This is a genomic window from Ramlibacter sp. 2FC (assembly GCF_005503345.1).
GTDB lineage: Bacteria > Pseudomonadota > Gammaproteobacteria > Burkholderiales > Burkholderiaceae_C > SCMQ01.
On the sequence record NZ_SCMM01000001.1, the window covers coordinates 1 to 24,842 of the forward strand.

Sequence of the window (24,842 nt, forward strand, 5' to 3'; positions counted from 1 at the left end):
CCCACCGCCTCGCTCGCGGCGGGTGAGCGGGAGCGGGTGTGCCGGGTCGCGAATGTCATCATGGTCTCCTGAAAAAAAGTGTTGTTAGGCGCGGTGAAAAATCCGCCATCTGGGGGGTGGCCGCCTCAGTGCGCGGCCTAGACGCGCCAGGTCCGCTGTAGCACTGTCTTGGTCACCGTGTAGGCGTCGAGGCTGTTCGGTCCGCCCTCGCGCCCGATGCCGCTTTCCTTGACGCCACCGAAAGGTACGTCCGCATCGCCCGCGCCGAAATGGTTGATCGAAAGCACACCGCACTCCAGGCACCTGCCGATCCGTTCGGCTTCTTCGAGCGAGTTCGTGAATGCGTAGCCGGCCAGGCCGACCGACAGCGAGTTGGCCAGCGCGATGCCCTCTTCCAGGTCGGCCACTGGCACGCAGGCGCCCACGGGTCCGAACGGCTCCATCGTCATGGCATCCGCATTCAGCGGCACGTCGGCCAGCACGGTGGGTGCGAAGAAGTAGCCACGCTCACCAATCCGGTGGCCTCCGGCTGCCACGCGAGCTCCGCGGCGCTTGGCGTCATCCACCAGCGACTGCATGGCGGCCAGTCGCCGGGCGCTCGCGACCGGCCCCATCTGGACATCGGGCGCGAAGCCGTCGCCCACGCGTATGTTCTTTGCCGCGTCGGCGAACGCGGCGACGAACTCCTGGTAGACATCGCGATGGACGATGAACCGCGAGGGTGAGGCGCAGATCTGGCCGTTCACGCGCGTCTTGCCGCTTGCTGCCAGCCGGCCGACCGCGGATGCGTCCACGTCGGCGCAAACCAGCACGGGTGCGTGGCCACCAAGTTCCATCAGTACGGGCTTCATGGCCGCGGCCGCCAGTTGCGTCAGGTGCTTGCCGACGTTCACGGAGCCTGTGAGCGTCACCAAGCGCGTCACCGGCGAAGCGATGAGCGTGGACGAAATGTGGCCGGGGTTGCCGAACACCAGGTTGAGCACACCGTCGGGCAATCCGGCATCGGCAAAGCACTGGACCAGAGCGCATGCGGCGCCAGGAGTTTCCTCGGCCGCCTTCAGGATGATGGAGCAGCCGGCAGAGAGCGCGCCACTGAGCTTGCGGGACGGGGAGCTGAGCGGCACGTTCCAGGGGGTGAACGCGGCCACCGGTCCGATGGGCTGGCGCAGGATGAACTTCTGCATCTGCGGCTCCCCTGGCACGATCATCCCGTAGTTGCGCAGGGATTCCGCGGTATCCCAGTCGAAGAAGCTCGCTGACCGCTCCACCTCGGCGCGCGCGTCGGCGAGGGTCTTGCCGTTTTCCAACGTGATGATCTGGGCAACGGTTTCGGCGCGCTCTCGCAGCAGACCCACCGCCTTGCGGATGATGGCCACGCGCTCCTCAGGCGCCGTGTCACGCCAAGTCAGAAATCCGCGTGCCGCCGCATTCACTGCACGCTCGAGGTCGTCGGCGCTGGCCTGAGGGACAGTGGCGAGAACCTCCTCGTTGCTTGGGTTCCTCACTTCCTGGCGGGATTGGTGGTCGTAGATCCACGCACCGTCGATGAAGAGGCCGATGCGCGGGTACACGGATTGGCCGTGGGTTTCAACTGCATGCGGTTTGGATTGAGTCATCTCTGAAGTCCTGTCTATTGGGGCTGGAAAGACGCCAGCGCAACTGCTGCGAATGCTTCGCATCGTGACGGCGAAGGGATTTAGGGAATTATTCGCCTCGCCCTGGGGGCGATCCAGTCGACTTTTCTGGCTTCGACGGTAAGCAGGCCTGAATGCATCATGAAGTCGCACAGGGAGCGCAGGACGGGGTGCAGAGTCGCCAATCTTCCTTTGAGGCCATGCTGCTTGGGCGCGCAAAGAATCGGGGCACGAGGCCCCGATAAGATCGGTTTGGAGTAGCGTGCCAGAAAACCGATTGCCGCCTATGAAGGAGGCCCTCTATGGCGGATGTGGTTCGTGGTCAGAACCAGATTTCGGCCTGGAAGCCCGCCACAGTCCTGCTCTTGCGGGTCAGGCCAGCTTCAGCTGCCCGATAGGTATCGTTGAAGTTGAAGCGGGTCACGTAGAAACGCAGCTCCGGTCGGTCGTAGTAGTTCGGTCCCACAGTCAGCGTCGGTGCGATCGTCATCTTCGTCAGCCGTTGCGTCGGTGCCCCGTCCGGCTTGTTCGAGGCGACGCCGATCTCGCCCTGCAGCTTGAAGTTCTTGGTGAAGGCGTACGCCACCCGGCCGCCTACGGAGGTGAAGGACTGGCTCGTGAGGGCGGTCAGGTCTTCCTTGCCGACCATCAGCATCACCTGGCTGGTCAGCGGGCCGGTCTTCCACAGCAGGCTTTCCACCAGTCGCCACCGCTTCATGGATGAAGCGTCCGTCGGATTGCCATTGCCCATGTTCAGGCCGGTGGACCCCTGGGAATATTGCGCCCAGAGCGTGTTGTCGCCGCCGAGCACGCCGGTCTGGTCGTGCTGGAGACTGATGCCGGAACCCGTCGATCCGGCGACGCCCGTGCCCTTGGTGTAGGCTGCCGTGACCCTCAGCTCGCCGCCGGGGTTGGTCTTCAGCTTGGTCAGGTCGGCATTCACCCGGGTGAGCGGATTGATGTTCGGGGCGCTCGTGTTGCTGTTGTCGCCATCGCGGAAAACCGCCAAGCCAAGCCCGCCCGAGCCCACCTTGATTCCCTCCACGCCCGCGCCGGTGCCGGTCATGTTGACGACGAAGAAATCACCGAAGTGAACCGCTGCGCGGTTGTAGTAGCGCCGGCCCATCCAGAAGCTCTGTTCAGGCGCAAAATCGAAGCCCTTGGCCGAAAGGTACATCTGAGCAAGTCCGAGGCTCGTGCTGCCGATGTCCGAGCCGGGCCGATAGAAGCTCGGCATCAGCACGGCTTGGTATTCGACATCGCCGGCCTTGCCGCCTTGGCTGAAGGTGAACTCGCCGTAGGTGTCGCACTCGTTGCCCAGACGGAAGTGGCCACCCCCGCTCATTATGTGGCCGTCGAAGCAGCGTTTGTCGTCGCCCGCGGTGTTCTGTTTCTCGCCGGGCCCGATGCGTACGTAGCCGCCGAAGTCCAGGGCGTGGGCGCCAGCCGATCCTAGACTCAGGGCGGCTGCGGCAAACATCGGTACTGCGTACTTATTGAAATTGAGCTTCCGGTTGGTTTTCATCATTGACTCCTCAGTTTTTTTGGGCAAAGCTTACCGGCGGCACTCGTCGTGCCCATCGAACCGGCGATGGTTGGAATGACAAACGACAGCTGGAGACGACCATCCGCATTGCCCTGGCTCAGGGCAATCGGATCGACGCGAGGCTGTTGGCTATCCCCGGGGAGGGAGCCGGATCGCGGCTCCGGCGCAGCCTTCTAGCGGCAGCGCGTCGCGGATCCGGGCGTGGGTGCCGGCGGCCTCTGGTCCTGCAGGGGGCGCGATTGCGCTGTTCTGCATCACCAGAAAGGTCCGCTGAGTGCCGCTTCAGGCGGTCCTGTGAAAATCACCAGTTGGCCGAGCACTGATGCAGGTTGGCCTTCGTGATGGCAGGGATGTCGTAGGTGATGAACCGCGCCTTGGGCGTGTTCTTGTTCGTGATCGCGTCGTGCAGAGCCTTGGCCGCGAGCCGCCCGATGGTTTCGGGGTTGGTGCAGACGGAGCCATCGAGCTCCCCAGTCTTGATGGCCTCGTTGCCCAGTCGCGAGCCACCGCCCGTGGCGATCAGCTTCGCCTTGGACCCTGCCGAGCGGATTGCCCGAGAGCATCCGATGGCCATGTCGTCGGCTTGGCTGAAGAGCAGATCGAGATCTGGATGGGCCGTAAGGATGTTCTGGCAAACCGCCTGACCCTTCTCGGGCGTCCAGTCAGTGGGCTGCGCAGCGACGATCTCGTACTTGATCTTGGCCTTGTCAAGTGCTGCGCGGAACCCCTGGGTGCGCTGGCGCACGACGGCGAATCCCGGTGCGCCTTCGACGATGCCTATCTTGGCGGTGCGGCCCTTAGGCAGCAGTGTTGCGGCCAACTCGCCGGCCCTCTGGCCAGCAAGGACATCGTCTGTCGTGACCAGCGCGGAAAGCTTCGGGTAAACCTGGCGCAGCGGAACCTTGTCCGGATCGCCGACCTGAACAGCGGATGCGACGAACGGAATGCCGTGATCCGCGGCGCGGTCTACCCAGGTGCGCGCAACCACGGAGTCGGTCACGATGGCGGTGATGCCATCCACCTTCTGCGCGATCAGGTCGTCGATGGCGTTGCCCTGCTTCTCGACGCTGTGCCGCGGATCGAGCACGACGGCCTTCATGCCGAGCTCTTTGGCGGCGGCCTGGAAGCCCTTGGCCAGCGCCGCGTCGTAGGGGAACTGCATGCTGTTGGCCACATAGGCGATGGTGATGTCCTTCGCCGTGGCAGTGCCGAAAGTGAATGCTGCCACGCCGGCAGCCCCGGCAGCGCCAAGTGCCTTCAGAACCGATTTCATGTTTGTCTCCTGTAAAAGGTGTATTTGAGGCTGCTGGCATCGCTCTTTTCGCCCGCAGCCGCTTTTCTCTATTGAGCGGAATCATCCCCTCTCAGTGAATGTATTCGACCCTTTGGGCTTCATTCATGAAGAGGGCTCATAGGCCCTATGAGTCCCCCGCGGCAGAATAGTTGTCGTCCCTATAGAGCTTGAATCTTTTCAGTTCAAGTCTCATAGATGGTGGTGGGAGGCTGTGGAGCTTGTGGGCGAAGGGCGGCGCGGTGTGCAACGCGTAGCGTTGTCCACGGCAAGCCGGCCGGTGCGCGAAGCGCATCGTTCACAAATCCAAGACCAACTTCAATCAGACCGTTGAGCATGCGGTGCTCTCCAACGCGCCCTCGCAGGTCCGACGAATGGCGTATCAGTGCACGATCTCGATGGTGACAGGCCGGCCCTCGAGACGGTTGAGTTGCTCAAGCGTCGCCTTGTAGACACCGAGATGGATCGTCAGATCCGAGTACCCGATGCCGGCGGTGTTGTAGTAGAAGCCGATGTTGCCCCATGGCACGAAGTAAATGAGGTCACCGTCTTCGGGGTCGGAGCCGGGGGATCCGTTGAGCTTGAGCTTGCGCGGCAGGTAGCCGATCTTCTCCCGTCCGTTGTATTCCTCCAGCTTCAGGGTGAGCGGGAGCATCGAGAGGAGGTCACGCACCGCCGGATTGTCCTGGTCGATCGTGACCTCGACCGAGGTCGATCCGGCGGAAAACCGCACCACGGTACCGACGACCTGGCCCGCGCGGCCACGGGTGGGCTTTGCGGGCGTGGCAGCCGGCGAAGACGAAGGCTTGGCAGGCATGGCAGTTGGCTGGGATGAAGGAGCAGACGCGGCTGAGCCGGTGGCGCTCAAGGCCGCCGCGAGGAGGATCATAACGGTTTGGGCTTGAAGTCTGAGCATTTTTCTCTTTCGGGGGAAAGCATCGCTTCACGCGCGCGGTGGCCTTGGTCAGCCTCGCAGCAGGGCTGGCGGGAGGCATGCCTTCAAGCTGTGCTTCATGTTTTCACTCAGCCTCGGCTGATTGGCCCTCCGGGGCGGAGGCCGCAGCGGCGGCCTGCTGTGTCTCCTGCCACCAGGGCGGGAATCCCGGCTCATGCCCGTCGAGGGGCAGGGCCTCACCGATCCTCGGCGTCAGCAGCCGATAGGGCCGGCCGCGGCTGGCGGCGCGGATGCGTTCGAAGGGATCGTTCCAGGCATGGCGGGCCAGGCTGAAGCGACCCACATGCGCCGGCATCAGGGCCCGGGCATCCAGGTCCCGCGCGGCCTGCGCAGCCTCTTCCGGGGTCATGTGGATGTGGGGCCAGCGCGGGTCGTACTGCCCCATGTCGAGCGCTGCCAGATCGAAGCTGCCAAAGCGTTGGCCGATCTCCTTGAAGTGGGGGCCATAGCCGGTGTCGCCGCTGAACAGCAGGCGCCGTTGGCCGGACTCCAGCACGAAGCCGGTCCACAGGGTCTTGTTCCGGGTGAGTCCGCGGCCCGAGTAGTGGCGCGCGGGCACGAGATGGACCGCGAGGCCATCGCCCAACTCCAGCTTCTCGTACCAGTCGGCCTCGCGAACCTTGCCCGGCTCGAAACCCCAGCGATCGAAATGTGCACCGACCCCCAGCGCCACCAGCACCTGCCTGACCTTGCCTTGCAGCTTGGTCACCGTCGGGTAGTCCAGGTGGTCCCAATGGTCGTGCGTGATCAGCAGGAGGTCGATCTCGGGCAGGTCATCGACCGTATAGACATTGGTGCCGTCGAACGCCTGCACCGCGAACGACTGAGGCGCTGCAAAGGGGCTCAATACGGGGTCGATGAGAATGCGCCGACCGGCGATCTGGACGAAGAACGAGGAGTGTCCGAGCCAGACCAGCGTATCTTGCGCCTTGTCCAGTGCCTTGAGCTCGATCTTCACGGCCGGGACCGGCTGCGCGGGACGCAGGTGGTCCAGAGGGTGCATCAGGTTGCTGACGATGACGGACAGCGGACTGTGCCCCTCTGTCAGCACGGGCGTGGGGATGAGGTTTCGGAACTCACCGTCTGCGTAATGCGACGATCGCCGGACCCGCTGCAGCCCCTCGCCTTCGGGATGGCCACCGAACTCGGGCAGCTGGAGATAGGCGCAACCGCCCAGCAGCACGAGTGCAGCCAGCAGGGCCAAGCCGATCACGACGGTGTGCAAACGCTTCTTCACTGGGAACGCCCGTCAACAGCGGCTTCAGAACGTGACCATGACCTTGATCGCCTTGCGCTCGTCCATCGCGCGGTAACCGTCGGCGATGTCGTCGAGGCCGATGACCCGGTCGAAGACGAGGCCCGGCTGGATGCGGCCTTCCAGCACATCGGGCAGCAGCTCGTCGATGTAGGCCCGCACGGGCGCGGGCCCGCCGCCGACGAGGAGGTTCTTGAAGAAGGTCTGCTCGGGCGAAATGCTGCTGTAGTGGGGCACGCCCACGCGCCCGATGGCGCCGCCCGGGCGCGCGATGTCCAGCGCCGTCTGCATGGCATCGCCGGTGCCCACGCATTCGAGCACCGAATGCGCGCCGTAGCCGCCGCTCAGGGCCCGGATGCGCTCGACGCCCTCCTGGCCGCGTTCACGCACGATCTCGGTGGCGCCGAATTCCTGCGCCAGCGCGATACGGTCCGGATGGCGGCCCATCAGGATGATGCGCTCGGCGCCCAGGCGCTTGGCGGCCAGCACCCCGCACAGCCCCACCGCGCCGTCGCCGATCACGGCCACCGTCTTGCCAGGCCCGGCCTTGGCCACCTGCGCGGCGTGGTGGCCCGTGCCCATCACGTCCGACAGCGTCAGCAGCGAGGCCATCAGGGCCTCGTCCGCGCCGCCGGGCAGCACGTACAGCGTGCCATCGGCATGCGGGATGCGCAGCGCCTCGGCTTGGGCGCCGTTGAGGCCGGCCCAGCCGAAGAAGCCGCCGTGGCTGCAGGCCGTGTGCATGCCCTCGTGGCAGAGGTCGCAGGTGCCGTCCGAATAGGCGAAGGGCATGATCACCACATCACCGACCTTCACCTTCGCGACGGCGCGGCCCACCGCCTCGACCACGCCGATGGCTTCGTGGCCCATGCTCTGCCCGGTCTCGCTCGGTTCCATCGAGCGGTAAGGCCACAGGTCGCTGCCGCAGATGCAGGCGCGCGTGACGCGCACGATGGCATCGGTGGGCTCGACAAGGGTGGCGTCCGCCAGGTTCGCCACCCGAACGTGGCGGGCCCCATACATTACGGTTGCGCGCATGAAAAGATCTCCTTTCTGAAGTGGTGTGAATTGCCCTAGGCCTGTCCCAGCGGGCCTGCCTGCCGCTGAGGCCCGTGTCGGACGGGCCGCGAAGCGCCGATCAAAGCTGTTGCCCGGTATTGGTTCTTGATCGCGACCTTCTGGACCGCCAGCTTGTCGCTCTAGTAGAAATTGTCAGTACCGTTGGACATATCGGCTCCTGCTCGAATAGGTGCTATTTTTCGCGTATTGATCGATCGCGCGATAGACTGATCCGACGGTTTTCTTGCCTGATCGTCTGGATCCATGGATTTGCGAACGACATCCAGGCCTGCCGGAGCTATCCTGTCGACAGTGGAATTCAAGGAGATCTCTATGCCTACCCCAGAGGAGAGCGAGCGACACCCGGGCGGACAGGTCAGTGCACTGCACATGAGACTGGTCGATGTCATCGGGCGGTGGACTGTGGGTAAAGAGGACTGGCCGACACCGATCGAAAACCTTCTTCTCTTCCGGCGCGAATCACCCACTCAGCCTTGCTCCTGCAAGGTGGAGCCTAGCCTCGTGCTGGTCGTTCAAGGCGCGAAACAGCTGTTGGTCGGCGATAGCGCGTATGCCTACGACCCCGAGCGCTTCCTGATCAACTCGCTCGATATCCCCGCCAGCTCGCAGGCGCTCGAAGCGAGCCCAGAGAAACCTTGCCTCGGGCTGGGGCTCAAGCTCGACCTGCGGGTGGTCGCCGATCTGATCGCGCAAAGCGGGCTGCCGCCGCCGCGCCAGCGTGCCTGCGAGGGCAGCTCGGCGCTCGGCACCGTCACCTCGGCCTTGCTGGAGCCATTCACTCGCCTGCTGGCGCTGCTCGACGAGCCTGCCGCCATTCCCGTACTGGCACCTCTCATCGAGCGCGAGATCCATTACCGCCTGCTCATGAGCGACCAGGCGGCGCGCCTGTGGCAGATTGCCTCGGTGGGCAGCCAGAGCCAGCGGATCGCCAGGGCCATCGAGTGGCTGAGGGCGAATTACGCACAGCCGTTGCGCATCGACGAGCTCGCGGCCCACGTGCAGATGAGCCCGTCGAACCTGCATCACCACTTTCGCCAGCTCACCGCGATGAGCCCCTTGCAGTACCAGAAATGGCTGCGCTTGCACGAAGCGAGGCACTTGATGCTGAACGAGCGCCTGGACGCCGCGAGCGCGGCGTTTCAGGTCGGCTACGAGAGCCCCTCGCAGTTCAGCCGCGAATACAGCCGCCTCTTCGGCGCGCCGCCCAAGCGCGACATCGAAGGCTTGCGGCGGCGGACCGATGACGCAAACGCCCCGCTGGTCTGGGCCTCGGCCTGAACCGCCGCGCAAGGGCATCGGCCCTGCGACCCTGGAGAATTGGGCAAGAAAACAGCAGGATCGAGCTAGTGGGATGACGGCGCGGCCAGGAGAATGCACAAAGCGTTCTTTTGTCCAGGGAGACCCGAATGATCACGTTTAACATCAACGGCAAGACCGCCCGCGTCGATGCCGATCCCGACACCCCGTTGCTCTGGGTGCTGCGCGACAGCCTCCAGATGACCGGCACCAAGTTCGGTTGCGGCATGGCCCTTTGCGGCGCCTGCACCGTGCATATGGACGGCCAACCTGTCCGTTCCTGTACGACGCCGGCATCCACGGCGGTTGGCAAGAAGATCGTCACCATCGAAGGCGTGGACAGCTCGCGCGTCGCCAAGGCCGTGCAGGAAGCTTGGCAGCGCCTGGACGTTGTGCAATGCGGCTACTGCCAGTCCGGCCAGATCATGAGCGCCGTGGCGCTGCTGACCCAGAACCGCAAGCCCACCGATGCGGATATCGATGCGGCCATGGCCGGCAACATCTGCCGCTGCGCGACCTATGTCCGCATCCGCGCCGCCATCCATGAAGCGGCCAAGGCTCTGGCTTGAGGAGGCGTACCATGACGACAACGAATACGCCCCGGATCGAGAACGAAAGCCGTCGCCGCTTCCTGCAGGGTGCGGCGGGCCTGACCCTGGCGGTCTATCTGCCTGGTACCGGTGCGGCGACGGCAACCGGCCCGGGTCTGCCGCCCGTGGCGACGGGCTCGGCCGCGCAAGCCTTCGAACCGAATGCCTTTGTGCGCATCGGCACTGACAACGTGGTGACGGTGATCTCCAAGCACATCGAGATGGGCCAGGGAACTTTCACCGGTCTTGCGACCCTCGTCGCCGAAGAGTTGGACGCTGCCTGGTCGCAGGTGCGGGTGGAAGGCGCGCCCGCAGACGCCACGCGCTATGCCAACACCCAATGGGGGCCGGTGCAGGGCACGGGCGGCAGCAATGCCATGGCCAATTCCTGGGATCAGATGCGCCGGGCCGGCGCCACGGCGCGCGCCATGCTGGTGGCCGCCGCGGCACGGCAGTGGCAAGTCCAGCCCGGCGAGATCACGGTCAGCGAAGGCGTCATCCGCCATGCGGCCTCCGGCCGCTCGGGCCGTTTCGGCCGGTTCGTGCGGGCTGCCGCCGAGCAGGCCGTGCCGACCGAATTCAAGCTGAAGGACCCCAAGGATTTCAAGCTGATCGGCAAACGCGCGCCGCGCAAGGACAGCGCAGAAAAAACCACCGGCCGTGCGCGCTTCACGCAGGATGTGCACCTGCCGGGCATGCTCACGGCCGTGGTCGCGCATCCGCCGCGCTTCGGCGCCAAGGTGAAGTCCTTCGACGCATCGAAGGCCAAGGCCATCAAGGGCGTGGTGGACGTGGTGCAGATTCCGACCGGCATTGCCGTGCTGGCCAAGGACACCTGGACGGCCAAGAAGGGCCGGGATGCGCTCGCCATCGAGTGGGACGAGTCGCAGGCATTCAAGCTGGGCAGCGAGCAGATCTTCGAGCGCTTTCACGAACTGGCCAAGCAGCCGGGCGTGGTGGCGCACCAGAGCGGCAACGCCGATGCCGCTTTCGCCCGGCCGGCCAAGGTGCTGCGCGCCGCCTACGATTTTCCGTACCTCGCGCACGCCGCCATGGAGCCTATGAACTGCGTCGTGCGGCTGGGCAAGGATGAATGCGAGATCTGGAATGGCGAGCAGTTGCAGACGCCCGACCAGATGGCCGTGGCTGCCTTGCTCGGTCTCAAGGTCGAGCAGGTCAAGATCAACATGCTCTACGCCGGCGGCAGCTTCGGCCGCCGCGGAAGCAAGAATGCCGATTACCAGCTGGAGGCCGTGCACATCGCCAGAGCCATCGGCGGACGCGCACCGGTCAAGCTCGTCTGGCTGCGCGAGGACGACATGAAGGCCGGCTACTACCGGCCGGCTTTCCACCATGTGCTCGAAGCCGCGCTCGATGCCCAGGGGCGCCCGGTGGGCTGGCGACACCGCCTGGTCGGGCAGTCCATCCTGACCGACTCGCCGTTCTCGATGATCGTCAAGAACGGCATCGACCCGGTGTCGGTCGAAGGGGCGGCGAACCTGCCTTACGACATCCCTTCGATGCTCGTGGACCTGCACACGCCCACCGACATCCCGGTGCCGGTGCATTGGTGGCGTTCCGTGGGGTCGACGCACACCGCATACTCCACCGAGACCTTCATCGACGAACTGGCGACAGCAGCTGGCCAGGATCCGGTGGCTTTCCGCCTGGAGCTGCTGCGCAAGCACCCGCGCCATGCCCATGTGCTGAGACTCGCGGCCGAGAAGGCAGGGTGGGGACGGGCCCTGAGCCCGGGCGAGGCAGGCGACCGTCGGGCACGCGGCGTGGCCTTGCACGAATCCTTCGGCTCCTTCGTGGCGCAGGTCGCGGAAGTCACGATCAAGCCGGATGGCGGTCTGCGTGTCAATCGCGTGGTGTGCGCGGTGGACTGCGGCACCGTGATCAACCCGGACAACGTGCGCGCACAGGTCGAGGGGTCGGTCGGTTTCGCGCTGTCGGCGGCCCTGCATGGCGCCATCACCCTCAAGGACGGCATGGTCGAGCAGTCCAATTTCCACGACTATGCGCCGATCCGCATCAACGAGATGCCTAGGGTCGAAGTGCATATCGTGCCATCCGCCGAGCCACCGACCGGTATCGGCGAGCCTGGCGTGCCGCCCCTGGCGCCCGCCGTGGCGAATGCCATCGCCGCCGCAACCGGCAAGCGGATACGCGGCCTGCCGATCCGCGCCGAGGCACTGCGCGCCTGATGGAAAGCGTCGATCTGCAGGTGCTGGCGGCGGCACGCCGCTGGGCGGCCGAGAGGCGGCGCTTCGCCCTGGTGACCGTGGCGCGCACCTGGGGTTCGGCGCCACGCCCGCCCGGCTCCTGGCTCGCAGTGCGCGACGACGGGCTGGTCGAAGGGTCGGTCTCCGGCGGCTGCATCGAGGATGATCTCATCGCCCGCATGCGCGAAGGCCGCCTGGGCGAGGCGGCCCCGTTCAAGCTGGTGTACGGCGTCACCAAGGACGAGGCGACGCGCTTCGGCCTGCCCTGCGGCGGCACGCTGGAACTGGTGGTCGAGCCGGCGCCGGAAATGGCCTTGCTGGAGGACTTGGCGCAGCGGCTGGCGCAGCGCCGGCTGGCCCTGCGACAGGTCGATCTCGCCTGCGGAAGCGTCACCCTGTCCGATGCCCGCCGCGGCGACGCGCTGCATTGGGACGGCGAACGCCTCGCCACCGTGCATGGCCCCCAGTGGCGCCTGTTCATCGTCGGCGCCGGGCAGATTTCCCGCTATCTGGCACCGATGGCGCAGGCGCTGGGCTACGACATCACGGTCTGCGATCCGCGCGAGGAATATGGCCCGGGCTGGGATGTGCCGGGCACGCGGCTGGTGACCGCCATGCCCGACGATGCGCTCGCTGCCATGGAGCCGGACGAGCGCTGCGCCGTCGTGGCGCTCACCCACGACCCCAAGCTCGACGACATGGTGCTGCTGGAAGCGCTCAGGTCGCCGGCCTTCTACGTGGGCGCGGTCGGCTCGCGTCTGAACAACGCCAGACGGCGCGAGCGGCTCGCGCAGTATTTCGACTTCACCTCCGAAGATCTGGCGCGTCTGCACGGGCCCGTCGGTTTGCCCATCGGCAGTCACACCCCGCCTGAGATTGCTGTGGCCATCGTGGCCGAAATGACTGCGGTAAGAAACGGTGTGGACTTCGCGCGCTGGAAAGAGGCGGTGGCTTCACACTTCGGTGCATGTGACACCCTGACCGGCGAGGCGGTGATGTGAGCGCCATCGCCGGATGGCTGATGGCCGCAGGGCGCGGACATTGCTTCGGCGGTGACAAGCTTATGCACCGTTTGCCTGATGGAGTTACTGTCGCGGTCGCCAGCGCTGGGCGCCTACCGGCAGCCACAGACCGCGCAGTTGCGCTGGTGCGTCCGCAACACGTGGCGCTGCATGAGGCGCTGTCTGAGCTTGGTATCTAGCTTGTCGAAGTTGCCAATGCCGATGCTGGCATCGGCAACACGCTGGCGATCGGCATTCGTGCGACGCCCCAGGCCGCTTGGGTCGTGGCTTTGGGTGGCGGCGTACCGGGCATCCGGCCAGAAGGCAAGCGAGTGGGAGCGGCGAGTGGCGTGACGGTGCGGCAGCTGGCCAGCTGGTGCGCCCATGCTGCGCGCTGGCAGTCTCGACACAGACTACGCCAGTGCCTTGACGCTTACCGGCTCGCTCTTGGCGGTGCGCCGTGACATCACCGGTGGACGGCACATGCCGCTGTAGGGCTGGAGCGGCAGGGGCTCCACTCCCGGTGACCAGATCACCACGGCCGAGGTGATGCCGACCACGTAGGGCAAGCCCAGACCGGTCAGCCCCTGACGAAACGCATAGTCGAACCGTAGCCGGCGTCGGTCAGCACGCAGTGCCTGGGTGCACCTTCCGAGAGCAGGCCCCGTAGCTGTTGCAGGGCAATTTGAGGCTTGGCCGCAAACTCGATGCCCTCGGAAATCCCCTGCCTTGAGCCTGCGCAAGGCTGTTCGCCAACTCGCGATAGAACCGCGCACACTGGCCTTCGCTGCAAGCCAGCCGCTCTCCTGTGAGGTTAGATTGGCTTACGCTCAAAGAAGAAAATGCGACTGGACACTTTCGGCTTCGCACACGCACACTGCCCATACCTACTCAGGCATTCGCCGATTCGAAGGAGACAATGTGTGCGGAAACATCGCGGAATCGGCTGGTCCGATGGGAGCGGAATTCGGTCCCATCGGTATCCGCGTCAATGCCATTGCTCCTGGGACGATCCGGACGCCTTTCAGCGCCTGCATGTTCGACGCCCCCGAGAACGCCAAGCGCATTCGGGGAGCCCACGCGATTGGGGCAGCCCGAGGAGAACGAGGCGGTGGCCGCCTTCCTGCTTACGGACGTGCCAGCTTCATGACAGGCGCTGTGATGCCCGTCGACGGCAGCCAGTTGGCCTGCATCCCGTGCGTTTGAGTCTCGTGCAGCCGCAAGGGGGACTCGATGAAAACATTCCGCCGCGTGAAGATGCATTCGCAGTAGCAGCCGGAGGATGGCGGCGCTCGCAGGCAGCTCGCAGTCCAATTTCACATCAATCAAATCGCCATATCGGGAGACACTCAAATGAAGACTTACCAGCACTGGATCAACGGAGCGCACTCAGCACCTGCGAGCGGCGAATGGCTCGACACCGAAGATCCGTATCGCGGCGAGGCCTGGGCCAGGATCCCGCGGGGCAACAAGGAGGACGCGGACCTCGCCGTGGCCGCCGCGCACCATGCCATGCATCACGGGCCTTGGAGCAAGATGACCGCTTCTGAGCGTGGCAGGATCCTGCGCAAGATCGGCGATCTGCTCGCCGACCCCAAGAACGCTCAGCGACTGGCCGAGGTCGAGTCGCGCGACAACGGCAAGATCCTCGCGGAGATGCACGGCCAGCTCAAGTACCTTCCTGAGCATTGGTACTACTTCGCGGGCTTGGCTGACAAGGTCGAAGGCGCTGTCCTGCCGGTGGACAAGCCCGACATGCTTGCCATGACGTATCGGGAGCCCATTGGCGTGGTTGCTGCGCTGACTGCCTGGAATTCGCCCTTGATGTTCTTCACGATCAAGTGCGCTCCGGCCCTGGCTGCAGGCTGCTCGGTCGTGCTGAAGCCCTCGGAGTTCGCCTCCGTCAGTTCGCTGGAGTTTGCGGAACTGACCAAGGAGGCAGGTCTTCCGGACGGTGTGATCAACGTCGTGACGGGACTGGGAACGGAAGTCGGCTCGCCGCTGGTCGAGCATCCTGATGTCGCCAAGATCACCTTCACCGGCTCGGACAAGACGGGCGCCAAGGTCTACGAGGCGGCGGCGCGCACGATGAAGCGCGTGGCGATGGAGCTCGGCGGCAAGTCGCCCAACATCGTCTTCGAAGATGCCGACCTCGACCAGGCCTGCGTCGGAGCCGTTGCCGGGATCTTCGGTGCCGCCGGGCAGATGTGCACCGCAGGATCGCGCCTGCTCGTCCAGAACTCGATCAAGGAGAAGTTCACCGAGAGGCTTCTGGGCATGGCCCGCGATCTCAAGCTGGGCGATCCGATGAAGCCCGATACGCAGATCGGCCCGATCGCCACACCGCCGCAGTACGAGAAGGTCCTGCACTACATCGGCGTCGCCAAGGCCGAGGGTGCGCGCTGCATCCTCGGCGGCGAGCCAGCGACCGGTCCCGGCTTGGACGGGAGCCAGTTCGTGCAGCCGACGGTGTTCACCGACGTCACGAACAGGATGCAGATCGCGCAGGAGGAAGTGTTCGGCCCCGTCCTTTCCATCATCGGCTTCGATGACGAAGAGGAAGCCGTGCAGATTGGCAACGACGTGATCTACGGCCTCGCGGCCGGCGTGTGGACCCGAGACATCGGAAGGGCGATCCGGATGTCGAAAGCGCTCAAGGCGGGCATGGTCTGGGTCAACACCTACCGGGCCTACAGCTTCCTGGTGCCTATCGGGGGCATGAAGCAATCCGGCCTGGGGCGCGAGAGCGGCATCGAGGCGATCAACGAGTATCTCGAAACCAAGAGTGTGATGATCTCGACGGAGTCCGGCGCGCCGTCCAACCCGTTCCTGCAGCGCTGAATCAGTATTTCGACAATTGAGGAGACAAACATGATTTCCCGAAGGAAGATTCTCGAGGCAGTGCCCGCGCTCGCGGCAACTGCCTTTGCGGGCGGTGCCGTCGCGCAATCCGCCTATCCGACTCGGCTGGTGAAGATCGTCGTCGGCAACGCTGCCGGCGGCACGGACGACGCCATCAGCCGCTTCGTCGCCGACAGGCTCGCCAAGGAGTTCGGGCAGCCCGTGATCGTGGAGAACCGCGGGGGCGGCTCGACCACGATTGCAGGCACGTACGTCGCCTCCGCGCCTGCCGACGGGTATACGCTCATGTGCCTGATCAACACCGGCATCAACCAGACCGTGCTGCGAGACAAGCTGCCCTACAAGCTCAGCAGCTTCACGCCGGTGGCGGGTGTCGGCGGATTCCCGGTCGCTCTCGCTGTCTCGGCGACGGCCAAGCCGAAGATCACGAACATGCAAGAGCTGGTTGCGGCCGCACGGTCCGGCGACGGCATCACCTTCGGGTCCGGCGGTGTCGGGACCATGGGACACCTGACCTGCACGCGGCTGCTCAATGCCATCAAGGGCAAGGGTGTTCACGTGAGCTACAGGAACAATCCCGAGGGCTTGCAGGCATTGATCGGCGGCCACACACAGATGTTCTTTGCCTCGGCCTCCGAGGTGTCCGGCCTCAGGGGTGAGGACAAGCTGCGCGTGCTGGCGGTCGCCACGCCGCAAAGGGCGGTGAACCTGCCCGACGTGCCGACCATGAAGGAGCTGGGTTTCCCGGACTTCGACGTCGCGCTCTGGCACGGGTTCGTCGCCCCCGCGGGAACGCCACCCGACATCGTGGCCAAGCTGGCAGACGGCATCACGCGCGCGGTTCGGGACCCCGAGTTCCTGAACCGCTACGCGCCCCTTGCGTACCAGGAGAACATCAAGACGGGTGAAGCCCTGTCGGCCTTCATCAACGCGGAGGCGGCGCGTTGGAAGGAAGTGATTGTCGCCAACAACATCCGGCTCGAGTGACACACGGGCCGCGGAGAGACGGATGAGCGAACCATCCGCTGACGGGGTGCCGGCCGTCGGCCGGCTGCGAGGCCGGCGCGTGGGCGAGACAAACCGGTGCCGACTCGGGCATCGGCAGGGCCACAGCCCTGCTGTTCGCGAAGGAGGGCGCCTCGCTCGCGCTTCTGGACCTCGACCAGCAGGGCGTGGCCGAGACCGCGCGGCTGGTGGACGGCTATGGCTTGCAGGCCGACGTGTCGAGCGAAGGGTCCACTTCGGTGGCGGTCGAAGCGGCTGCCAAGGCGCTCAGCGGCATCGACGGCCTGGTCAATGCAGCCGGGATCATGCGCAGCAGTCCCATGGTCGAGACCTCGGCATCGGCTTGGCGCCGGGCCGTGGAAGTCAACCTGACCGGACCGCACATCGTGGCCCGATGCTGCCTGCCTTGGTTGCTCAAGGAACCGCACGCCACGATCGTCAACGTTGCTTCGGCTGCCGGGCTGCTGCTCAACGCACCGGGATTGACCGCGTATAGCGCCTCCAAGGGAGGCCTTCGTCAACCTGACGCGTGCGATGGCCGCGGAACTGGCACCCGCCGTTCGCGTGAACAGCGTCTGCCCTGGCATGGTGGACACGCCGATGGCGGATGGCTTCCGGGTCAATGTCGGAAATTACGCGCTCAAGCGGCTGGCCAAGCCCGATGAGATCGCGAGCGTGATCCTGTTCCTGACAAGCGCCGACGCGTCCTACGTGACCGGTGCGGCGCTGGCGGCGCACCCGGGCGTGGACAAGGCCTCCTTCACCGGATCGACCGAAACCGGACACAAAATCGTTCAGGTCTCGGCGGGCAACCTCAAGCGCCTGCAGCTCGAGCGGGGGGGCACATCGCCCGGCATCGTCTTCGCCGGCGCGGACATGGACATCGCCGTGCCCGGCGCTGCGATGGGCGTCTTCTCCAACAATGGCCCCGTGATTCCCCTTCGCATTTCGGCGCCAACCGTATCAATCCGCATGAAAGATACGATTACCTCAGCATGGTCTCCACCGGCATCGGCGGGCGCCCTGTCTTCGCACGCGGGCAGTGCGGTTCGACGATCCGCACCAGCGCGGCCCAAGGCACCACGCGTTCCATCTCCTCGAGGAACTCGCGCTTGCGTGTCTTCTTCGTCGACAGGGTCAGGCCAAGTCCAAGTTGCTTCATGGCTTCAGGTCACGCAAGGCGCGGGCCTGTTTTGCAGATGTTCCCTAACGGCACAGCCCGCCCCGGCATTCAGGCCAGTATCTCCATAGCCTGCTTGAGCATCGTTTCGGCGTCGCTGACCCCGAACTTGCCCGACGCCTCGACATTCAAGCTCTTGACGACTCCATCGACAACCAGCATCGAGTAGCGACTGCTGCGCAGGCCCATACCGCGCTCGGTCAAGTCCAGCGTCAGTCCGACCGCCCTGGTGAAGTCGGCGCTACCGTCTGCCATCATTCGCACCTTGCCAGCGGTATTCAGGTCGCGGCCCCAAGCGCCCATGACGAAAGCGTCGTTGACGGAGACGCACCAGATCTCGTCGATACCGACAGCCTTTAGCGCCTCGGACTTTTCGACGTAGCCGGGAACGTGATTGACCGAGCAGGTCGGCGTATATGCCCCGGGTAGCGCGAAGAGTGCGATCTTCTTGCCGGCAGTCATCTCGGCCAGGTCAAAAGTGCTCGGCCCAAGCGAGCAGCCGTTGCCCTCGACCTCGATGAACTCCTGCAGCTTCGCTGCAGGCAACTTGTTGCCGACTTGGATCATGTTCGCCTCCAGGGTTGAGAAATGAATTGGCCCAGCGATTAGCGCAGCAAGCCATCCTTGACGCCGCCATCGCTGACGATGACCTGTCCCGTGATGAAGGACGAGTCGTCCGAAGCGAGGAACAGCACTGCGTTGGCGATGTCCCTCGCTTCTCCCACACGATGCAGGGCCGTCTGCTGCCTGTAGAGATCCAGGTAGGCCGCGTACTCTTGCGGCGTTCTGCGCGCCAGGCCCATCTCGGTCTGGATCACCCCGGGGGCGACGACGTTGACGTTGATGCCGTGCTCGCCCAGTGCCAGGGCCATGACCCGCGACAGGTTGTTGACCCCGGCCTTGCTGGCCGCGTAGTTGGCCATCGTGGGATTGCGCGCACCCAGCCCGGATAGCGAAGAGACGTTGATGATCTTCCCGTACTTGCGCGGGACCATGTGCTTCGCCACGGCCTGGCCGCACAGGAAAGTTCCCTTCAAGTCGACGGCGATGACGGCGTCCCAGTCCTCTTCCGTCATTTCCAGGAAGGGGGCAAAGCGGGTGATGCCGGCGTTGCAGACGAGGATGTCGATCTTGTCGAACGCGCCGATGGCGGCGTCCACCATGCGATCGACATCGGCCTTTCTCGATATGTCTGCGGTGACCGCCTTTGCCCGCCTGCCCAATCCTTCGATCTCCGCGACCAGGGATTCGAGGTTCGGCATGTGCAGGGCATTCGCGACGATGTCGGCACCTTCTCGAGCCAAGGTCAGCGCGATCTCCCTGCCGATGCCGCGCGCCGCGCCGGTGACCAAGGCCACCTTGTTGTCCAACTTGCCCATCCAACGCTCCAATTTTTGTCAACACCTGACGGCCGCTGAGGTCCGCACCCCTTCAGGGCATGAATCGGCCGCCCGTGACGTCCAGGATCGCCCCGGTGATGAATGACGCTTCATCAGAGGCCAAGAATGCGATTGCGTTGGCGACTTCCGACGGCTCGCCGTATCGCCTCATCGGGATCGTGGCAGTGAACGCGGCGATTGCCTCTGGCGACGACGCGCCAGACATGGCCGTGTGCACGGGCCCAGGCGCAACGCAGTTGGCCGTGATGCCGTGCGGCGCGGCCTCCAGTGCCAGGGTTCTCGTGAATCCGATCAATCCCGCCTTGCTCGCGGCGTAATGAGCGCTGACGACCGGCGAAGTGGTTCGACCGCCGGCGGAAGCCACATTGATGATGCGTCCCCATCCACGTCGCCGCATGCCAGGCAATACAGCTCTGGACAGCTGGAACGGCGCCGTGAGGTTGACCGCGAGCACGTGGTTCCACTGTGCTGTCTCGATCTCCTCGATCGGAAACTTGCCGCCTGCGCGCTTCGGATGAACGCCCGCGTTGTTGACCAATACATCGATGCGGCCCAGACGCTCTTCGACCGTCCGCACGAGCGTGATGATCTGCTGCTCATCCACCAGGTCGACGACATAGGGGTATGTCGCGCTGTCCGTGCTGCCCGCGATCTCGGCAGCGACACGCTTGACGTCGTCCGATCGATCCACCATGACGCAAGCAAATCCTGCCTGCGCCAAACGACGTGCCGTAGCAGCGCCGATCCCGACGGCAGCACCAGTCACGACCGCAACTTTAAGATTAATCAAGTCAGGGATCTCCTTCCAATGGAGCAGCTTACCCCTGCCACAGGAACAGCGTCCAGTTGGATATTCTTTCGCGAGGGTAAGGCGGGCTAACACCGCGCAAGGTTAGCGGCGCTGACGCAAGCGCAAGAATTCGCGACTGGACTTTCCGCTGCTGCTCCTCGCACACTCTCCTTGGCCTCGCATAGAGGAGCTGCCGAGCGGCGCATAAGGCAATGCGCCTCGGCCGCGAGAGCGACACCGAGGCAGGAGACGACGTATGACTTCCAGGCGACAGGTTCTGTTTGCTGTTCCTTCCCTTGCGACGATCGGCTTTGCGGGTGGCGTTGCCGCGCAGGCGGACTATCCGCAGCGCGTGGTGAAGATCGTGGTGGGCAACGCACCCGGCGGCAATGACGACACGATCACCCGATTCATTGCGGACAGGCTGACGAAGGAGTTCGGGCAGCCCGTGATCGTCGAGAACCGTGTTGGCGGATCGACCTCGATCGCAGGCGTGGCTGTTGCCACAGCGCCGCCGGACGGCTACACGCTCATGTGCCTGATCGGCACCGGCATCGTTCAGACGGTGCTGCGGGAAAAGCTGCCGTACAAGCTCAGCAGCTTCGTGCCGATCGTGGGCATTGGCGGATTCCCCTTGGGCCTTGCGGTTTCGGCGACTGCCACGCCGAAGATCACCAACCTCCAAGAGTTGACGGCGGTGGCTCGTTCAGCGGACGGCATCACCTATGCCTCGGGCGGTGTCGGCACCATGGCGCACCTTAACACCGTGCGATTCCTCAAGGCGATTCAGGGCAAGGGCGTGCATGTCTCCTACAGAAACAATCCCGAGGGCCTGAATGCGTTGGTAGGGGGCTTCACCCAGATGATGTTCGGATCGGCCCAGGAAGTGGCTGCTCTGAGGGGCGAAGACAAGCTTCGCGTTCTTGCGGTGACCTCGGAGCAACGGTTGCCGAATCTTCCCGATGTGCCGACCATGCGGGAGTTGGGCTTCCCGGCCATCAATCCGACGCTTTGGTACGGGTACGTTGCTCCGGCTGGCACGCCCCCCGCAATCGTGTCGAAGCTCGCAGATGCCATTACGCGCGCCGTCCGTGACCCAAGCTTCCAGAACCGGTACAAGCCCTTATCGTTCGTGGAGGACATCAAGACGGGCGAGGCCCTGACCTCCTTCATCAACGCAGAGGCGGCACGATGGAAGGAAGTGATCATCGAGAACAAGATCCGAGTCGAGTGACACTCGCTCTGTGAGCGGCCATCCCTGATGCATTCGTTGCCAAGCCTGTGCTGACCATCCGCCGGTCACAGCTGCGTGGTGAGCGCCGCTGCGGCTTCGCGGGGCGGCCGGTTCACTTGGCCAGAGACTTGACGATCTCCAGCATGCGGTCCAGCGGGCCGTGCGATCCGGATGTCGAAAGCGCTCAAGGCGGGCATGGTCTGGGTCAACACCTACCGGGCCTACAGCTTCCTGGTGCCTATCGGGGGCATGAAGCAATCCGGTCTGGGGCGCGAGAGCGGCATCGAGGCCATCAATGAATACCTCGAGACGAAGAGCGTGATGATTTCGACCGCAGCGAGCGCGCCGGTCGACGCCTTCCTGCAACGCTGACAACCTGCCTGGACAGAGTGACGCATTCTGTTTTGTCTCCGATGAGGTTCGCGTCGGAGATGGAGGCGCTCGCAATGAGCTTGGTAAGTAAGTCGTTTGGACTTCGATGAAGATCCGTTCATAAAAGGAGATGACATGATTTCGAGAAGAGATATTCTGCGTGCCGCACCGGCTCTGGTGGCGGCGGGCGCCACGGGGACCGCTTTCGCACAGACGTCCTATCCGACACGCCCGATACGCATCATCGTCTGCAACCCTCCGGGCGGGACTGATGATGTCATAAGCCGTATCTTGGCCAAGAAAATGATGGCTGAATTTGGCCAGCCTGTGGTTGTGGAAAACCGTGGCGGCGCTTCAACCACGATTGGTGCAGCCGCAGCCGCTGCATCGGCGCCCGACGGTTATACGATTCTCTGTCTTATCAGCGCAGGCATTAACCAAACCGCACTTCGGGAAAAGCTTCCGTATAGCCTCAACAGTTTGGTGCCCATCGCCGGTGTAGGCGGCTTCCCTCTGGCCCTGGCTGTTTCGACGGAGTCGAAAATTGCGACCATTGATGAGCTGAAAGCCGTTGCAAGGTCGCCTGGTGGCATCAAATACACTACCGCAGGCGTTGGAACCATGGCTCACCTTACTTCAGTCAGGTTCCTCAAGGCAATCCAAGGCACTGGGCTGAACGTGGCATACAAGAACAATCCCGAAGGACTGAACGCGCTCATGGCAGGGTTCACCCAGATGATGTTCGCTTCGGAATCCGAGGTGGCGGCCCTTCGAGCGGGCGGCAAGCTGCGCGCACTGGCGGTTACATCGCCTCAGCGCGGCACCAGCCTTCCTGACGTGCCTACGATGCGGGAATTGGGTTTTCCATCCATCGATCCAACGCTTTGGCACGGTTTCGTGGCTCCGGCGGGCACGCCCGCCGACATCGTTGCGAAGCTGGCGGGGGCGATCACCAAGGGCGTCAAGGACCCGGAGTTCCAAAACCTCCTCAAGCCTATGGGGTTCCAGGAAGACCTCAAGACAGGAGAGGCGCTCAAACAATTCATCGCAGGAGAGGCGGCTCGCTCGCGCGAAGTCATCGTGGAAAACAAGATCCAGGTGAGCGACTAAGGCCGGGGAACGGCCTGATCGCATGGTTGCCGGAGCCCGGGTTTCGGGCTGCCCGGCAACTGTTGAACAAAACGTGATTTATCTGGGTTGTTGGAAATGACTGAAAAAGCTTTAGGAGCGACCGACGGCGCGCTCTCGACATCGGGCGAGCGGCTCCAGGGGCGTCGGATCGTGATCACGGGGGCTGCGTCTGGCATTGGACGCACGACGGCGCAGCTCTTTGCGCGCGAGGGCGCATCGCTTGCGCTGCTGGACCGTGATGAATGCGGGCTTGCCGAGACCGCTCGCGAGACGGGCGGTCACGCTTTTCCGGTGGATGTGACTAACGAAGAGGCGGTGTCTGCCATCATCGACAAAGCCGGTGCCGCGTTGGGCGGCATTGATGGTGTTGTCAATGCAGCGGGTATCATGTGTTCGAGTCGGGTGCCTGAGACGCCCGCTGCGACATGGCGGCGTGTTCTGGAGGTCAATCTGACCGGCCCGTACCTCGTGATTGCCAGCTGTTTGCGGTGGATGGAAAAGGAGTCCGAGGCTACGATTGTCAACATCGCTTCGGCGGCGGGCTTGCTGCCTAACGCACCGGGCTTGACCGCGTATGCGGCATCCAAGGGCGGTGTGGTCAACCTGACGCGTGCATTGGCCGCCGAGTTGGCGCCCAAAATTCGAGTCAACAGCGTTTGCCCCGGCATGGTGGACACCCCGATGGCGGACGGCTTCCGAGGTAACGTAGGAAACTATGCGCTCAAGAGGCTGGCCGACCCAGTCGAAATTGCCCGCGCCATTCTCTTCCTGACAAGCGCTGAGTCATCCTACGTCACCGGCGCGGCTCTGGCCGCGGATGGGGGGCGGTCGTTCCATTGAGCGTCCGCCCGCTCACCGTCTGTTCTCCAGGTGCCACCTCAAGGGGGCAAATGGTGCGCATTTCGTCCTCGTTGGCAATCTGTCGACGGCCCCGGCCCCGGCCCCGGCGCTGGGCAGCGGTCGGTTCGTCGAGCTGACGAGCCGGTGCAAATCGCGAGCGGACGGCCGCCGACGTCTGCAGCTCGCCTGCGTCAACGTAAGAGTACACTAGGCGCCCGATGGAACTTCGACATCTGCGCTACTTTATCGCTGCCGCCGAAGAGGAACACTTCGGGCGCGCTTCCGACCGGCTTCATGTCACGCGTCCTGCGGTATCTCAGATCATCGCGGACCTTGAAGGGGAGCTCGGGACGCCTTTGTTCGAGCGTCTGGCACACCGCGTCAAGTTGACCGCTGCCGGGCGGGCTCTCCTGCCAAACGTCCAGGCCGTGATGAAAGACCTCGACGAGGCGCTCGTGATGGCCAAGCGCGTGGGCCAGGGCAAGAGCGGAACGCTCAATATCGGTTATGGATCGCTGACCCTGATGCATTCGCTCTTTCGCGCAGCGATCAAGCAGTTTCACGAGACATACCCCGATGTCACCCTGTCGTTGTCCGAAATGTCGACAACCGACCAGCCCAAGGCCCTTGCCGAAAGGAAGATTCACGCTGGGTTCATGCACTTTGGTCCCGGACGAGCGCTGCTTGGAAGGAGGCGAGGTACGGGAGTCGCCGCGCAGGACGAAACGGTGCTCGACTGGATCCGCATTCAAACGGGTGGCCTGGGCGTGGCAGTGCCGAATGATCACCGGCTGGCACGGAAGAAGTCGGTGACGCTTGCAGATTTGGCTGCAGAACGGTTCGTCGTCGTTCCGCGATCCAGCAGCAGCCCCGGGTACGGGCCGCTGTACGCGCTGTGCCAAAAAGCCGGGTTCGAGCCGCAAATCGTTCAGGAGTGCGGAACGATTTCAACGCAGCTTAACCTTATCTCTGTGGGGATGGGCATCGGATTGGCCGTGACCGGCCGCAACTTCACCTATCCCACCAGCCTTTCCGTCGTCCCGCTCGAGGATGTCAACTACCCGACCACCTTCGTCTTCGGATGGGTCAAGGGCGAGAAAGACCCCGCCCTCGACCGGATGATTGAAATCATCAAAGTGCTGGCAAAGTAAG

Annotated in this window: 22 protein-coding genes and 3 pseudogenes; 14 read left to right on the forward strand and 11 right to left on the reverse strand. The window is 64.2% G+C overall.

All coding sequences use genetic code 11. The features are described from left to right. Window positions 1–137 precede the first annotated feature (137 nt). From FFS10_RS00005 to FFS10_RS00030, 6 genes are all read right to left on the reverse strand, one after another. Window positions 138–1,616, reverse strand: a complete 1,479-nt coding sequence (locus FFS10_RS00005) for an NAD-dependent succinate-semialdehyde dehydrogenase (protein ID WP_137890225.1) — start codon at window positions 1,614–1,616, stop codon at window positions 138–140. 340 nt (window positions 1,617–1,956) lie between these two features. Beyond that, window positions 1,957–3,162, reverse strand: coding sequence for a maltoporin (locus tag FFS10_RS00010; RefSeq protein WP_137890227.1), 1,206 nt, complete (start codon window positions 3,160–3,162; stop codon window positions 1,957–1,959). Between the two features lie 319 nt (window positions 3,163–3,481). Next, entirely contained in the window at window positions 3,482–4,453 is a 972-nt protein-coding gene (locus tag FFS10_RS00015) for a sugar ABC transporter substrate-binding protein (protein WP_137890229.1), read from the reverse strand. 400 nt (window positions 4,454–4,853) lie between these two features. Continuing rightward, window positions 4,854–5,360: a cyclophilin-like fold protein gene (locus FFS10_RS00020; protein ID WP_171015955.1), complete on the reverse strand. Its 507-nt coding sequence runs from the start codon at window positions 5,358–5,360 to the stop codon at window positions 4,854–4,856. Between the two features lie 130 nt (window positions 5,361–5,490). Further along, a complete protein-coding gene (locus FFS10_RS00025; RefSeq protein ID WP_249931094.1) occupies window positions 5,491–6,651 on the reverse strand; it encodes an MBL fold metallo-hydrolase in 1,161 nt (386 codons plus the stop codon). Window positions 6,652–6,687: 36 nt separating this feature from the next. Next, entirely contained in the window at window positions 6,688–7,719 is a 1,032-nt protein-coding gene (locus tag FFS10_RS00030; RefSeq protein WP_249931095.1) for a zinc-dependent alcohol dehydrogenase family protein, read from the reverse strand. A gap of 411 nt (window positions 7,720–8,130) precedes the next feature. On the opposite strand from FFS10_RS00030, the gene FFS10_RS00035 reads away from it, so the two are divergent. From FFS10_RS00035 to FFS10_RS00050, 4 genes are all read left to right on the forward strand, one after another. Beyond that, complete coding sequence (locus tag FFS10_RS00035) at window positions 8,131–9,039, forward strand: AraC family transcriptional regulator (protein WP_249931096.1); 909 nt, start codon at window positions 8,131–8,133, stop codon at window positions 9,037–9,039. A 128-nt stretch (window positions 9,040–9,167) separates the two neighbouring features. Beyond that, complete coding sequence (locus FFS10_RS00040; protein ID WP_137890606.1) at window positions 9,168–9,626, forward strand: (2Fe-2S)-binding protein; 459 nt, start codon at window positions 9,168–9,170, stop codon at window positions 9,624–9,626. An 11-nt stretch (window positions 9,627–9,637) separates the two neighbouring features. Then, on the forward strand, window positions 9,638–11,857 hold the full coding sequence (locus FFS10_RS00045; RefSeq protein ID WP_137890238.1) for a xanthine dehydrogenase family protein molybdopterin-binding subunit: 2,220 nt from the start codon (window positions 9,638–9,640) through the stop codon (window positions 11,855–11,857). Then, window positions 11,857–12,876, forward strand: a complete 1,020-nt coding sequence (locus FFS10_RS00050; protein ID WP_137890241.1) for an XdhC family protein — start codon at window positions 11,857–11,859, stop codon at window positions 12,874–12,876. The genes FFS10_RS00045 and FFS10_RS00050 overlap by 1 nt, the downstream gene beginning before the upstream one ends. Before the next feature lie 413 nt (window positions 12,877–13,289). Here the strand turns inward: FFS10_RS00050 and FFS10_RS23255 are convergent. Beyond that, window positions 13,290–13,654, reverse strand: a pseudogene (locus tag FFS10_RS23255) (transposase). On the opposite strand from FFS10_RS23255, the gene FFS10_RS22880 reads away from it, so the two are divergent. From FFS10_RS22880 to FFS10_RS23790, 5 genes and pseudogenes are all read left to right on the forward strand, one after another. Further along, complete coding sequence (locus tag FFS10_RS22880) at window positions 13,606–14,082, forward strand: SDR family oxidoreductase (RefSeq protein ID WP_171015957.1); 477 nt, start codon at window positions 13,606–13,608, stop codon at window positions 14,080–14,082. The pseudogene FFS10_RS23255 and the gene FFS10_RS22880 overlap by 49 nt on opposite strands. A gap of 147 nt (window positions 14,083–14,229) precedes the next feature. Beyond that, complete coding sequence (locus FFS10_RS00065) at window positions 14,230–15,717, forward strand: aldehyde dehydrogenase (protein WP_137890248.1); 1,488 nt, start codon at window positions 14,230–14,232, stop codon at window positions 15,715–15,717. A 30-nt stretch (window positions 15,718–15,747) separates the two neighbouring features. Next, a complete protein-coding gene (locus tag FFS10_RS00070) occupies window positions 15,748–16,725 on the forward strand; it encodes a Bug family tripartite tricarboxylate transporter substrate binding protein (protein ID WP_137890251.1) in 978 nt (325 codons plus the stop codon). Window positions 16,726–16,856: 131 nt separating this feature from the next. After that, a complete protein-coding gene (locus tag FFS10_RS23260) occupies window positions 16,857–17,408 on the forward strand; it encodes an SDR family NAD(P)-dependent oxidoreductase (RefSeq protein ID WP_283957565.1) in 552 nt (183 codons plus the stop codon). Further along, window positions 17,290–17,610, forward strand: a pseudogene (locus FFS10_RS23790) (SDR family oxidoreductase); the annotation flags it as partial. The gene FFS10_RS23260 and the pseudogene FFS10_RS23790, both read left to right, overlap by 119 nt. A gap of 121 nt (window positions 17,611–17,731) precedes the next feature. On the opposite strand, the pseudogene FFS10_RS23270 reads toward FFS10_RS23790, so the two are convergent. The 4 genes and pseudogenes from FFS10_RS23270 to FFS10_RS00100 form a co-directional block, all read right to left on the reverse strand. Further along, window positions 17,732–17,905: pseudogene (locus FFS10_RS23270) on the reverse strand (transposase); the annotation flags it as partial. 69 nt (window positions 17,906–17,974) lie between these two features. Then, window positions 17,975–18,490, reverse strand: a complete 516-nt coding sequence (locus FFS10_RS00090; RefSeq protein WP_137890253.1) for a peroxiredoxin — start codon at window positions 18,488–18,490, stop codon at window positions 17,975–17,977. A 38-nt stretch (window positions 18,491–18,528) separates the two neighbouring features. Beyond that, a complete protein-coding gene (locus tag FFS10_RS00095; protein WP_137890255.1) occupies window positions 18,529–19,302 on the reverse strand; it encodes an SDR family NAD(P)-dependent oxidoreductase in 774 nt (257 codons plus the stop codon). A 52-nt stretch (window positions 19,303–19,354) separates the two neighbouring features. After that, the gene (locus FFS10_RS00100; RefSeq protein WP_171015958.1) at window positions 19,355–20,113 is read right to left on the reverse strand and encodes an SDR family NAD(P)-dependent oxidoreductase; all 759 of its coding nucleotides are present in this window, start codon (window positions 20,111–20,113) and stop codon (window positions 19,355–19,357) included. Between the two features lie 256 nt (window positions 20,114–20,369). Here FFS10_RS00100 and FFS10_RS00105 point away from each other — a divergent pair, with 256 nt between their 5' ends. The 5 genes from FFS10_RS00105 to FFS10_RS00125 all read left to right on the forward strand — a co-directional run bounded on the left by FFS10_RS00105 (window position 20,370) and on the right by FFS10_RS00125 (window position 24,841). Next, complete coding sequence (locus FFS10_RS00105) at window positions 20,370–21,347, forward strand: Bug family tripartite tricarboxylate transporter substrate binding protein (protein ID WP_137890259.1); 978 nt, start codon at window positions 20,370–20,372, stop codon at window positions 21,345–21,347. A gap of 165 nt (window positions 21,348–21,512) precedes the next feature. Next, the gene (locus FFS10_RS00110; RefSeq protein ID WP_502702535.1) at window positions 21,513–21,719 is read left to right on the forward strand and encodes an aldehyde dehydrogenase family protein; all 207 of its coding nucleotides are present in this window, start codon (window positions 21,513–21,515) and stop codon (window positions 21,717–21,719) included. A gap of 96 nt (window positions 21,720–21,815) precedes the next feature. After that, entirely contained in the window at window positions 21,816–22,829 is a 1,014-nt protein-coding gene (locus FFS10_RS00115; protein WP_212744054.1) for a tripartite tricarboxylate transporter substrate binding protein, read from the forward strand. Between the two features lie 96 nt (window positions 22,830–22,925). Then, on the forward strand, window positions 22,926–23,690 hold the full coding sequence (locus tag FFS10_RS00120) for an SDR family NAD(P)-dependent oxidoreductase (RefSeq protein WP_137890261.1): 765 nt from the start codon (window positions 22,926–22,928) through the stop codon (window positions 23,688–23,690). Window positions 23,691–23,908: 218 nt separating this feature from the next. After that, window positions 23,909–24,841, forward strand: coding sequence for a LysR substrate-binding domain-containing protein (locus FFS10_RS00125; RefSeq protein WP_137890263.1), 933 nt, complete (start codon window positions 23,909–23,911; stop codon window positions 24,839–24,841). The last annotated feature ends 1 nt before the right edge of the window (window position 24,842 follow it).

What these genes read in the sequence shown, in the direction of transcription:
- FFS10_RS00005 (WP_137890225.1), bottom strand. Translation starts at nt 1,616, where the DNA reads ATGACTCAATCCAAACCGCATGCAGTTGAAACCCACGGCCAATCCGTG.
- FFS10_RS00010 (WP_137890227.1), bottom strand. Translation starts at nt 3,162, where the DNA reads ATGATGAAAACCAACCGGAAGCTCAATTTCAATAAGTACGCAGTACCG.
- FFS10_RS00015 (WP_137890229.1), bottom strand. Translation starts at nt 4,453, where the DNA reads ATGAAATCGGTTCTGAAGGCACTTGGCGCTGCCGGGGCTGCCGGCGTG.
- FFS10_RS00020 (WP_171015955.1), bottom strand. Translation starts at nt 5,360, where the DNA reads ATGATCCTCCTCGCGGCGGCCTTGAGCGCCACCGGCTCAGCCGCGTCT.
- FFS10_RS00030 (WP_249931095.1), bottom strand. Translation starts at nt 7,719, where the DNA reads ATGCGCGCAACCGTAATGTATGGGGCCCGCCACGTTCGGGTGGCGAAC.
- FFS10_RS00035 (WP_249931096.1), top strand. Translation starts at nt 8,131, where the DNA reads ATGAGACTGGTCGATGTCATCGGGCGGTGGACTGTGGGTAAAGAGGAC.
- FFS10_RS00040 (WP_137890606.1), top strand. Translation starts at nt 9,168, where the DNA reads ATGATCACGTTTAACATCAACGGCAAGACCGCCCGCGTCGATGCCGAT.
- FFS10_RS00045 (WP_137890238.1), top strand. Translation starts at nt 9,638, where the DNA reads ATGACGACAACGAATACGCCCCGGATCGAGAACGAAAGCCGTCGCCGC.
- FFS10_RS00050 (WP_137890241.1), top strand. Translation starts at nt 11,857, where the DNA reads ATGGAAAGCGTCGATCTGCAGGTGCTGGCGGCGGCACGCCGCTGGGCG.
- FFS10_RS00065 (WP_137890248.1), top strand. Translation starts at nt 14,230, where the DNA reads ATGAAGACTTACCAGCACTGGATCAACGGAGCGCACTCAGCACCTGCG.
- FFS10_RS00070 (WP_137890251.1), top strand. Translation starts at nt 15,748, where the DNA reads ATGATTTCCCGAAGGAAGATTCTCGAGGCAGTGCCCGCGCTCGCGGCA.
- FFS10_RS00090 (WP_137890253.1), bottom strand. Translation starts at nt 18,490, where the DNA reads ATGATCCAAGTCGGCAACAAGTTGCCTGCAGCGAAGCTGCAGGAGTTC.
- FFS10_RS00095 (WP_137890255.1), bottom strand. Translation starts at nt 19,302, where the DNA reads ATGGGCAAGTTGGACAACAAGGTGGCCTTGGTCACCGGCGCGGCGCGC.
- FFS10_RS00105 (WP_137890259.1), top strand. Translation starts at nt 20,370, where the DNA reads ATGACTTCCAGGCGACAGGTTCTGTTTGCTGTTCCTTCCCTTGCGACG.
- FFS10_RS00120 (WP_137890261.1), top strand. Translation starts at nt 22,926, where the DNA reads ATGACTGAAAAAGCTTTAGGAGCGACCGACGGCGCGCTCTCGACATCG.
- FFS10_RS00125 (WP_137890263.1), top strand. Translation starts at nt 23,909, where the DNA reads ATGGAACTTCGACATCTGCGCTACTTTATCGCTGCCGCCGAAGAGGAA.